This window comes from Maribacter taeanensis, assembly GCF_047345145.1.
GTDB lineage: Bacteria > Bacteroidota > Bacteroidia > Flavobacteriales > Flavobacteriaceae > Maribacter_C.
Genome location: NZ_JBLFER010000006.1, coordinates 79402 through 90462, shown reverse-complemented (window position 1 = coordinate 90462; position 11061 = coordinate 79402). Strand labels below are relative to the sequence as shown.

The 11061-nt window shown below is 36.7% G+C and carries 7 protein-coding genes; 6 read left to right on the top strand and 1 reads right to left on the bottom strand.

The window, feature by feature from the left end:
* Positions 1 to 146 precede the first annotated feature (146 nt).
* The 6 genes from ACKWCD_RS16950 (at position 147) to ACKWCD_RS16925 (ending at position 10327) form a co-directional block, all read left to right on the top strand.
* Positions 147 to 1049, top strand: coding sequence for an ABC transporter ATP-binding protein (locus ACKWCD_RS16950; protein WP_413985153.1), 903 nt, complete (start codon positions 147 to 149; stop codon positions 1047 to 1049).
* Positions 1050 to 1061: 12 nt separating this feature from the next.
* Positions 1062 to 1895: an ABC transporter permease gene (locus ACKWCD_RS16945; protein ID WP_413985152.1), complete on the top strand. Its 834-nt coding sequence runs from the start codon at positions 1062 to 1064 to the stop codon at positions 1893 to 1895.
* 158 nt (positions 1896 to 2053) lie between these two features.
* On the top strand, positions 2054 to 4750 hold the full coding sequence (locus tag ACKWCD_RS16940) for a T9SS type B sorting domain-containing protein (protein WP_413985151.1): 2697 nt from the start codon (positions 2054 to 2056) through the stop codon (positions 4748 to 4750).
* A 37-nt stretch (positions 4751 to 4787) separates the two neighbouring features.
* Entirely contained in the window at positions 4788 to 6524 is a 1737-nt protein-coding gene (locus ACKWCD_RS16935; protein ID WP_413985150.1) for a T9SS type B sorting domain-containing protein, read from the top strand.
* A gap of 102 nt (positions 6525 to 6626) precedes the next feature.
* The gene (uvrB, locus tag ACKWCD_RS16930) at positions 6627 to 8615 is read left to right on the top strand and encodes an excinuclease ABC subunit UvrB (protein ID WP_413985149.1); all 1989 of its coding nucleotides are present in this window, start codon (positions 6627 to 6629) and stop codon (positions 8613 to 8615) included.
* 137 nt (positions 8616 to 8752) lie between these two features.
* The gene (locus tag ACKWCD_RS16925; RefSeq protein ID WP_413985148.1) at positions 8753 to 10327 is read left to right on the top strand and encodes a M20/M25/M40 family metallo-hydrolase; all 1575 of its coding nucleotides are present in this window, start codon (positions 8753 to 8755) and stop codon (positions 10325 to 10327) included.
* Positions 10328 to 10453: 126 nt separating this feature from the next.
* Here the strand turns inward: ACKWCD_RS16925 and ACKWCD_RS16920 are convergent, their stop codons facing one another.
* Positions 10454 to 10879, bottom strand: a complete 426-nt coding sequence (locus tag ACKWCD_RS16920; RefSeq protein WP_413985147.1) for an Hsp20/alpha crystallin family protein — start codon at positions 10877 to 10879, stop codon at positions 10454 to 10456.
* Positions 10880 to 11061: the final 182 nt, after the last annotated feature.

Below are 11061 nucleotides of genomic sequence, written 5' to 3'. Positions count from 1 at the left end.
CACCTGTACATTTAAACGGTAAAGTTTAGTTGAAGAAAAAATAGAGTCCTTACTTGTAACAAAAGCACCTATTTGTCGTCATGTATGGTACAAGGGCATTTCTTGCCTTTTACGTATATTCATCAATCAACTAAACAAATCCTATTTTGGAAAAAATTCTAACGGTAAACAACCTTACCAAAAAATATGGGTATTTAACGGCTGTCAAAGATTTGTCTTTTACTATAGAAAAAGGTAATGTTTATGGCATTTTGGGGCCTAACGGTAGTGGAAAATCAACCACGCTTGGTATTGTTCTAAATGTAGTCAATCGAACACAGGGAGAATTCTCATGGTTCGACGGCGGCACCTCAACTCATGATGCCCTTAAAAAAGTAGGCGCCATAATCGAAAGACCCAATTTCTATCCGTATATGACCGCTATTCAGAATCTCAAATTGGTATGTAAGATTAAGGATGTGTCAGAGGTTAAGATTGAAGAGAAGTTGGAGCTTGTTGGATTACTTGACCGAAAAAACAGCAAATTCAGAACCTATTCGTTGGGTATGAAACAACGTCTAGCTATTGCCTCTGCCCTATTAAATGATCCTGAAATTTTAATTTTGGATGAACCTACCAATGGGCTCGATCCGCAAGGTATCCATCAAATAAGACAGATTATTAAAAAAATTGCATCTCAAGGAACAACTATTCTTCTAGCCTCTCACCTTTTAGATGAAGTAGAAAAGGTTTGTAGTCATGTGGTTATTTTAAGAAAAGGAGAGAAATTATATTCAGGTCGCGTTGATGATATGATGGCTACTCACGGTTTCTTTGAATTAAAAACTACCCAATCTGAAGCTCTAATCAAGCATTTGGAAAGTAATGGAAATTTTGGTGAAATAAAAACTGAAAACGGGCTCATAACCGCTTTCTTAAAGGAAGAAATGAGCGCTGAAGTTTTGAATCGAACCCTTTTCGAAAAAGGAATATTTCTTTCACATTTGGTAAAACGCAAAGAAAGTCTCGAGGAGCAGTTTTTAGAATTAACCAAAAATCAATCCAATTAATCAACCAACCACATGATACGTTTACTACATATAGAATTCATAAAACTTTGGAACAATCGCGCGAGTAAAGCACTAATAATCGCCTATTTCATCCTACTAACTTTTATTTCTTTAGTTGCCGCCATAAAATTTGATATCGGTCCAATTAAATTTCATCTAGCTGAATTGGGAATTTTCGATTTCCCATATATATGGCATTTTAACTCTTTTATTGCGGCATTTTTTAAGCTCTTCTTAGCAGTAGTCATAGTTTCTATGATGGCTAACGAATACAGCAATAAAACCATCAAACAAAACCTCATTGATGGTTTAAGTAAATGGGAGTTCGTTTATTCGAAATTTTTAACGGTTTTGGCCTTGTCCGCAGTATCTACCATATTCCTATTTGTTATCTCATTTTTACTTGGTTTAGGATATTCATCGTATGATGAAATCAGTATTATATTTTCGGACTTGGAATTTATTTTGGGCTATTTTGTCAAATTGGTTGGCTTCTTTTCCTTTTGCTTGTTCTTGGGGATTTTTGTCAAAAGATCAGCTTTTGCATTAGGTTTTCTTATCCTATGGGCTATTGTAGAACAGCTTCTATTCGGGCTAATAGGATGGAAACTAACAAGCTGGGAAACAGCTGGGACTATTAGAAGCTTCTTTCCATTGCAGTCTATGTCCAATTTGATTGACGAACCTTTCACAAGGCTATCAGCCGTTCAGAACCTTGGAGATCAAATTGGCGAGAACTTTAAATTTGATTATGCCGTTCACTGGTATGAAATACTAATCGTTCTCATCTGGACTGCGCTCTTCATTTACGGTTCATATGCTCTTTTGAAAAAGCGCGATTTATAGATAATTTTGAAGTAGCATCTTAATAGGTTTAATAGTCTAAACTTCTTCTTAAATATGATACTATAGGTTTGATTTAACAATAAAAGCAGTAGAGAATTTAAGAGGTATTTTTGTCCCAAAAGATAGACTTTCACTATATTGGCAGACTCGAGAACGCTATGATGAGAACTGCTTCAATACTAGTATTGTGTTGCCTACTTTTACCTGTCTTAATTTTCGGACAGGGAGAAACATCCAATTGGTATTTCGGAAATGGAGCAGGAATCACATTTAACAGCGACGGTTCAGTTACTACTTTAACAAATGGCAGTATAGACACTTTCGAAGGCTGCGCAACGATTTCAGATGGCTTTGGAGATTTACTTTTTTATACTGATGGTATTCTGGTTTATAATCGCGACCATAAACTTATGGAGAACGGATCAGGTCTTTTGGGAGATCCTTCAAGTACGCAATCAGCTATTATCGTACCCAAACCTTCAGATTCAAGCATTTTTTATATTTTCACGGTAGACACCTCAGCTTTTACTGATGATCCTGATATAGGTCTGAATTACTCTATTGTAGATATGTCATTAGATAATGGCAAAGGCGCTGTAACTCAAAAAAATATTGCTCTCCTTGAGGACTGTTCAGAAAAAATTACGGCAGTATTAAAAGACTGTTCTGATCAATCGATTTGGTTGCTTACGCTTGCTGCCGCTGATGGTAGTAATGCTACCTTTGACACCTATCACGCATTTGAAATAAGTACTTCAGGAGTATCACAACAGTCGGTTAAATCTACATTTCAAGGTCTGAATATTGAAGATCCAAGAGGGTATTTAAAAGTCTCACCTGATGGTAAAAAGCTTGTAAGTGCTAATATGCGAGATGGTTTGTATTTCTACGATTTTGACAGTGCTACGGGCAGAGTTTCAAATCAACAATTGCTAGCTGCAGCGGGAAATTCAGCATACGGGGTAGAATTTTCACCCAGCAATCAATTCTTATACGTAAACGCTTCAAACGACTCTTTTTCTGAAGAAGGGCATCGGTCTGTTCTGATACAATACGATCTGCTAGCCCCTGATATTTCAGATTCACAAGAAACCATTGACAGACGCAACATCTATCGCGGAGCTTTACAACTTGCTGATAATGGAAAAATATATCGAACAACTGCTCAGTCTTATTTGAAGGGAACTCCTTTTTTAAGCGTTATAAATAATCCAAATCTAAAGGGTGCTGCCTCAGGTTATGAGCATAATGCTATTGATTTAAACGGAAGAAATGCTACTCAGGGGCTACCGCCTTTTATTCAATCTCTTTTCAATAAAATAGCATTAATAAAAAATCAAGATGGCACAAAAGCCACCTCAGCATCTATTTGTGAAGGCGAATCAATTGTTCTAGAAGTAGATATTATTCCTGGTGCCACTTATTCTTGGGAGAAAGATGGAATTTTAATTTCTACCGAGAGTAATCGTATTGAAATTCTCGCATCAACTGAGGTCGACTCAGGTAAATACCAACTGACAATTTCAACAAATGACCCAAAAGAATGTCCTATTATTGGTGAGGCGTCGATTGAAGTTGTTCCGCTTCCTGATAGTAGTTTATTGTTAATTGAACAATGTGATATTGATGAAAATAATGATGATGGTATTACCCTCGTTGATCTAGAACAAGTAATTAATGAAGAAGACCTTGTATTTACATTTTACGAAACCTTAGAAGATCAAGCGAACAACATTAGTATTCCCAATCCAGAATCTTATACCAATATAGAGGCCTATACTCAAACTATATTTTATGAGGTAGCTAATAGATTGGGTTGCTCCTCAACTGGAGAAATTAGTTTAGGCGTTAATCCTACGCTTGTTAACCCTAGTCAATTTAGTCCAATGATGGCTTGCAATGAAAATGAGGTCGGCTCAGCCTTAGAAGCAACCTTTGATCTAAAGGCCCTCCAACAGTCCTTTTTAGGCGTAGAAGTAGCCTTTTATGAGAACTTACTCGATGCTTCTCTAGAAAAAAACGCCCTAGACGAAAACATCAAAACATCTAGCAAAATAATCTACGCACGTATTGAAGCTGCAAACCAATGCTTAGGTGTTGAAACTATTGATTTAGTGGTAAACCCACTTCCTGAAATTATAATGGATGAGTCATTTCAGGTTTGTTCTGATGGACAACCCATTTTAATTGAAGCACCAGATGGTTTCGATTCATATACTTGGTATCGAACAGATACTGTTCAGCAAGCAGTATTAAGTAATGAAACACAAATTACGGTTGCAGATAGTGGAACTTTTAGATTAGAGGTTGGAATTTCGTACGATACAAATAGTAGATCATCGCAATGCTTGTCTTCAAAAGATTTTGAAGTGATTTCCTCAAACCGTGCAACCTTTGATGATATTATTATTCAAGACCTTTCTGCAAATAATTCAATTCGCGCTATGGTATCCGGTGATGGAGCTTATGAATTTTCTCTAGACAATCAAACATATCAGAGTTCCCCTTACTTTGAAAACCTAGAACCGGGGTTTTATAGTGTATTTGCGAGAGATCTTAAGGGTTGTGGAATTACAGAAGAAAAAATAGCGATTATTGGATATCCCAAATTTTTTACACCTAATGGTGATGGCCATAATGATACTTGGCAACTTACTGGTATTAACGATGATCTATTGAAAAGCGTAATAACGATTTATGACCGTTATGGTCGATTGGTCAGGCAGCTTAATGTAGAAGATGCTGGTTGGGATGGTTCCTACAACGGACAAACCCTTCCTTCATCTGATTATTGGTTTAGAATTGCCTTGCTTGATGGCAGAGAATTTAAAGGGCATTTTACCCTTAAAAGATAAATTTTTAATCTATGATCTTACTTGATTTTGTAAACAAATGAAAAGAAAAACACTTTTTTACCTTCTAGTATTCTGGAGCTGTTTTTCTTACGGGCAATTATCATGTCCTGAAATTACTAGTCCTATGAGTGGAGGCACCAACGTTCCAGTTGACGCAACAATTTCATGGAATGGAGTTATTGGTGCTCCAGGATATCTAATTTCTATAGGCACAACTCCCAACGGAACAGAAATCATTAATAACCAAAATGTAGGAGATGCAACTTCATTTAAACCTCCATTAGGTCTTCCAGATAACGATGATATTTATGTGACTATTACAATTTTTTTCTTTGATCAAGCTAATATTATATGTGATACTCAGATGTTTAGTACAGAAGATGTTGTTTTACCCCCGGGCTGCGCAACTCCAAGGTTTCCTATAAACGGATCTGAAAATGTAAATGTCGCCACAGCTATCTCTTGGGAGTATACACCAACAGCTACCGCTTATCGTCTTTCTCTTGGAACGAGTCCTGGAGGTACTGATTTATTAGATAATGAGAACATCGTAGATGCTTTATCATATAAACCAACATTCGATCTTCCTTTTGAAACTCCTATATATGTGACTATAATTCCTTTTAACGACAACGGGGCTGTGCCTTCTATTTGTCCGCAATATAGTTTCACAACGGGTGCTTTAGCAACAATTCCAGGCTGCGCTTCACTTATTAACCCTATCGATGGGGCAATTAATGTGGAACTATCTCCTGTTTTAGAATGGACAGAAATACCTGATGCTACTGGATATCGAGTTACGATAGGCACAACTCCATTTAATTCAAATGTGTTAGATAATGTAATTTTTACTGAGAATAAGACTCTGGTACTTAATTTCGAACCCAATCTTAGTTTTTTTATAACTATTATTCCATTTAATGCGGCCGGAGATGCCTTGAATTGCGAACAGCGATCATTTTCCACCATTTTAGGTTGTGGACCTTATTTCGATTCAATAAGCAACGAATTTGTTGATTTACGGCCGGCAATTAACTTTCCTGACACTATTTCCTTTTGCAAAAATGAGAGCCCGATTATGGTTTCCTCAGACGATACAGCAGATGGATTTCGATGGTATAAAATAGATCAATTTGATAATGAAGAACTCATATCAAGTGAACAAGAAATAGAAATTAGTGAAGCAGGTATGTATCGATATGAAATATATACGAATATTTCACAATCAGGCAACACTATCGAATGTGAGACCTCTAAAGTATTTCAGGTTATCTCCTCTGAAATTGCAAGTATAAATGCGCTAAATGTTACAAATCAAAATGGAACCATAGATGTTTCTGTAGATGTATCAGGTATTGGAGATTATGAATTTTCCGTGGATAATATTGATGGTCCATATCAAGTGAGCAATATTTTTAACAACCTTGAACCTGGTATTCACACGTTCTATGTCCGTGATAGTAATGGTTGCGGAATAGCAGAAAAAAGGTTAGAGCAAGATCTTACTGTAGACGGATTTCCCAAGTTTTTTACCCCCAATGGAGATGGAATTAATGATGTTTGGCAGTTTATTCAACCTTTGGGTAGTCCTACAATAGAAATAGGGAAAATTTATATATTTAATAGATACGGTATGCTAATCACTCAAATTGATCCTACAACTAGAGGATGGAACGGTAGTTTTAATGGCCAGCCTCTACCCGCATCTGACTACTGGTTTCAAACTACCTCACAAAATAAAGTGATTAGAGGACATTTTACCTTAAAACGGTAAGTGATGTAGTAAACCTTAGATATTCATCTCGTGTTCTTTTTTGTTCAAAACTAACTACCTTTTCATAGAAAAAATACACCTTCGGTTTCGTATTTTTAGAAGATGAAATTTAAGGTAGTATCTGAATTCAAACCCACCGGTGACCAGCCCCAAGCCATCAAACAATTAGTTGATGGTATTGAAGGAAAAGAAAAGTATCAAACGCTCTTGGGTGTAACGGGTTCAGGAAAAACATTTACAGTAGCCAACGTAATTGAAGAAGTACAAAGGCCCACCCTGATCTTAGCACATAACAAAACTCTGGCAGCGCAATTATATTCGGAATTCAAGCAGTTTTTCCCAGAGAATGCGGTGGAATATTTTGTTTCCTACTATGACTATTACCAACCGGAAGCTTTTATTCCCACTTCCGGACTTTACATCGAGAAAGATCTCTCCATCAATGAAGATATTGAGAAACTTCGTTTAAGTACAACCTCTTCTCTTCTTTCTGGTAGACGTGATGTTATTGTTATTGCCTCAGTTTCGTGCCTATATGGCATCGGAAACCCTGTTGAGTTTCAAAAGAATGTCATTAATATTAAAAAAGACCAGGTTATTGCCCGCACCAAGTTTTTACATCAACTGGTTCAAAGTCTGTATTCTCGAACTACTGCAGATTTTAGAAATGGTAATTTTCGAGTTAAGGGAGATGTCGTAGATGTGTTTCCGAGTTATGCCGATCACGCGTTTCGCATTCATTTCTTTGGAGATGAAGTAGAAGAAATCGAGGCTTTTGACCCATTCAATAATACGGTTATTGAAATTTATGAAAACTTGAATATCTATCCGGCAAACATGTTTGTTACTTCTCCGGATATCCTTCAAAATGCCATTCATCAAATACAAGAAGACTTAGTCAAACAGATTGATTATTTTAAAGATATTGCCAAGCCCTTAGAAGCAAAACGTCTGGAAGAAAGAACCAATTTCGATTTAGAAATGATTCGCGAATTGGGCTACTGCTCTGGTATAGAGAATTATTCAAGGTACTTAGACGGACGTGAACCAGGCACGCGACCTTTCTGTCTTCTCGATTATTTTCCTGATGACTATTTAATGGTGATTGATGAAAGTCATGTGACCATTCCGCAAGTACATGCAATGTATGGTGGTGACCGTTCACGAAAAGTGAATTTGGTAGACTACGGCTTTCGCCTGCCCGCCGCAATGGATAACAGACCCTTGAAGTTTGAGGAATTTGAAGCCTTACAGAGTCAGGTAATCTATGTAAGTGCCACTCCGGCCGATTATGAAATGAAACTGAGTGAAGGCATATTTGCAGAGCAAATCATTCGCCCAACTGGTCTTTTAGATCCAATTATAGAAGTTCGGCCTAGTTTGAATCAAATTGATGATTTGGTAGAAGAAATACAACAACGTGTTGAAAAAGACGAAAGAACGTTAGTTACTACCCTCACCAAACGAATGGCTGAAGAGTTGGCAAAATACCTAACTCGTATAAATATCCGATGCAGATATATTCATAGTGATGTGGATACCTTAGAACGTGTTGAGATTATGCAAGATCTTCGAAAAGGAATTTTTGATGTTCTGATCGGCGTGAATTTGTTAAGAGAAGGACTCGATTTACCCGAAGTTTCTCTAGTTGCAATTATAGATGCAGACAAAGAAGGTTTCTTGAGAAGCAACCGATCTTTGACACAAACTGTAGGAAGAGCTGCTCGGCATTTGAATGGAAAAGCAATCATGTATGCCGACAAAATTACGGCTAGCATGCAGAAAACAATTGATGAAACCACCTACCGAAGAGAGAAACAAATTGCTTATAACACAGAACATAACATCACCCCAAAAGCACTCAATAAAAGTTTGGATAGTGCCCTTGCCAAAAACTCTGTTTCGACGTATCATTTTGAAAAAGAGGAGATGCGTGCTGCAGAACCTGACCTAGATTATTTGACCAAAGAACAAATCGAAAAATTAATTCGAGAGAAAAGAAAATCAATGGAAAAAGCAGCTAAGGAATTGGATTTTATGCAAGCTGCGAAGCTCCGTGATGAAATTAAAATATTGCAAGAAAAGGAGTGATTTTGCGAAAAAAGTTATAAATTTCAATAAATTCTTCATTTTATATAAAATATGAATAAACATTTTAGATAAGTTAATTTATATGTATGGTTTTAAATAATTTAATTACTTTTTTTAGACAAGTCTAAAATCATAAAATGATGATATTTTCGATAAAATTTTCGACTTTTTACCCTTTTTTTCTCAAAAATTCAGCTCCGTTCTTCGTCATTGTTTTTGGTCTACTTTTTTCGCAATTTTCATCAGCCCAAAAATTATCCTCAAAAAAAATTCATGCCGCGGCAGAAGAAAAATTTCCAACGGCTATTTTTGATTTAATGTCATTTTTAAAATTGAGAAACGATGGTCATTTTAAAAATGAAATTGAACAAAATCTAAGATGGTGCGACTCGGTTTTTTCAACATTAAAATTTGAAAGTCAGGTTATAAAAACAGAAGGCGCTCCCCTACTCTTTGCTGAAAAAATAGTGGACCGAAATTTGAAAACGATTTTGTTCTATTTACAAATTGATGGTCAACCAGTAGACTCCACAAAATGGAATCAGCAAAACCCGTTCTTACCTGTTTTGAAAGAAAAAGATGATACTGATAATTGGAGAATTATTGATTCTCGATTATTAGAAAAAGAGCACAATCCAGATTGGCGAATTTTTGCAAGATCAGCTTCCGATTCAAAAGGACCTGCCATGTCTTTTATTTCTGCATTGCAAATTCTGCAGGCCAAAAAAATCAATCCGGCTTTCAACGTAAAGGTCATTATGGATTTTCAGGAAGAAATGGGCTCCCCTTCCCTACCAAAAGCAGTAGTTGAAAACAGACCATTATTGAATGCGGATATGCTTTTCATCATGGATGGCACAAGACACCTCTCAAATTTACCAACACTCACATTTGGAGCCAGGGGTATCGCTACGGCCACTTTAACCGTTTTCGGACCTAGATATCCGCTTCATAGCGGTCAATATGGGAATTTTGCGCCAAATCCCGTATTTGAGACGGCAAGATTATTAAGCAGTCTGAAAGATGAAAATGGAAGAGTTACACTTAAGGGTTTTTATGATGGTATCGAATTATCCGAAGAAGAAAAGCTGCAACTCAATAACGTTCCTGAAAACTTAGATAGCATAAAACAGCGCTTAGGCATTGCTGACCAAGACAAGGTAGGTGAAACGTATCAGGAAGCACTGCAATACCCATCCCTAAACATAAGAGGACTAAATGCCGGTTGGATTGGGAACGAAGTTCGAACCATCATTCCCTCAGAAGTGATTACCGAAATAGATATGCGTCTTGTGCTCGAATCGGACGGAGAAAAACTAATGCAGTCATTAAAACAACACATCAAAGAACAAGGCTATCATTTGGTAGATTCCGTTCCCTCTGAAGAGGAACGCAAAACTTATTCGAAACTAGCATCATTTACATACCGATTAGGCTCCAAACCCTTTCGCACTGATATGAATTCACCCATCGGGAAACATTTGGAGAAAGCCATGCAAAAAGTATTTGGCAAGAATTACGTCAAGATGCGTACCACTGGTGGCTCACAACCTATAGCGCCTTTCATAACGACACTTGGCATTCCTGCAGTGTCTATTCGCATTCCGAACCCTGACAACAATATTCATAGTCCCAACGAAAATTTGAGACTAGGAAATTTCCTAGAAGGCATTATTACCTGTCTTGCCATTTTAGATGAACCTATAGAGTAAAAAAAGCGCCCCTATTTTGCAATAGAGACGCTTTTCAACTAACCAACTAAACCTACCTCGCCCGAACCACCAGGCGGGTATCATGAGGGCCCGAAGAACCGGACCGTTCACAATTCTTTTAAATTCTTATGATAACTCAATCAATCTTTTAGGTTTTGGTAATGCCTCCGCTTTCTTGGGGAGTACAAAACTTAAAATTCCATTTTCATAATTCGCTTCGATTTTTTCAGAGTCCACCGTATCTGGCAAAGTGAAAGACCTTTTGAAAGAACTGAATGTGAATTCCCTTCTTGAATAGTTTTCTGTTTTCTTCTCTTCATCTGTTTTTACCTCAGCTGAAACTGTAAGTACATCTTTGTCAATTTCAATATTGAAATCTTCTTTTTTTCTTCCAGGAACGGATAATTCTAATTCAAATTCAGTTTCATTATCCTTAATGTTAACGGCTGGTAAGTAACTTGTTACCGATTCCAAACCACCAAACCAATCAGGCTTAAATAGTTCATTCATCAATGCTGGAAAGACCGAATTATTTCTTTTTACTACGCTCATAATATGCATTTTTAAATAGTTTTATTTTTAATCAACCACATAAAGTCAAAATACATACCAGTCATTATTTTATGTCATTTTGACATAAAACCTATATATTTAAATGACATTTTGACGTTTTTTAATAAAAAATGGGGTTGATTAATTATGTCTTCGAAGGAAATGAGACTTTATTTGAACTA

Coding starts and splice junctions, on each gene's coding strand:
- uvrB (WP_413985149.1), top strand. CDS start 6,627: ATGAAATTTAAGGTAGTATCTGAATTCAAACCCACCGGTGACCAGCCC.
- ACKWCD_RS16920 (WP_413985147.1), bottom strand. CDS start 10,879: ATGAGCGTAGTAAAAAGAAATAATTCGGTCTTTCCAGCATTGATGAAT.
- ACKWCD_RS16935 (WP_413985150.1), top strand. CDS start 4,788: ATGAAAAGAAAAACACTTTTTTACCTTCTAGTATTCTGGAGCTGTTTT.
- ACKWCD_RS16940 (WP_413985151.1), top strand. CDS start 2,054: ATGATGAGAACTGCTTCAATACTAGTATTGTGTTGCCTACTTTTACCT.
- ACKWCD_RS16945 (WP_413985152.1), top strand. CDS start 1,062: ATGATACGTTTACTACATATAGAATTCATAAAACTTTGGAACAATCGC.
- ACKWCD_RS16925 (WP_413985148.1), top strand. CDS start 8,753: ATGATGATATTTTCGATAAAATTTTCGACTTTTTACCCTTTTTTTCTC.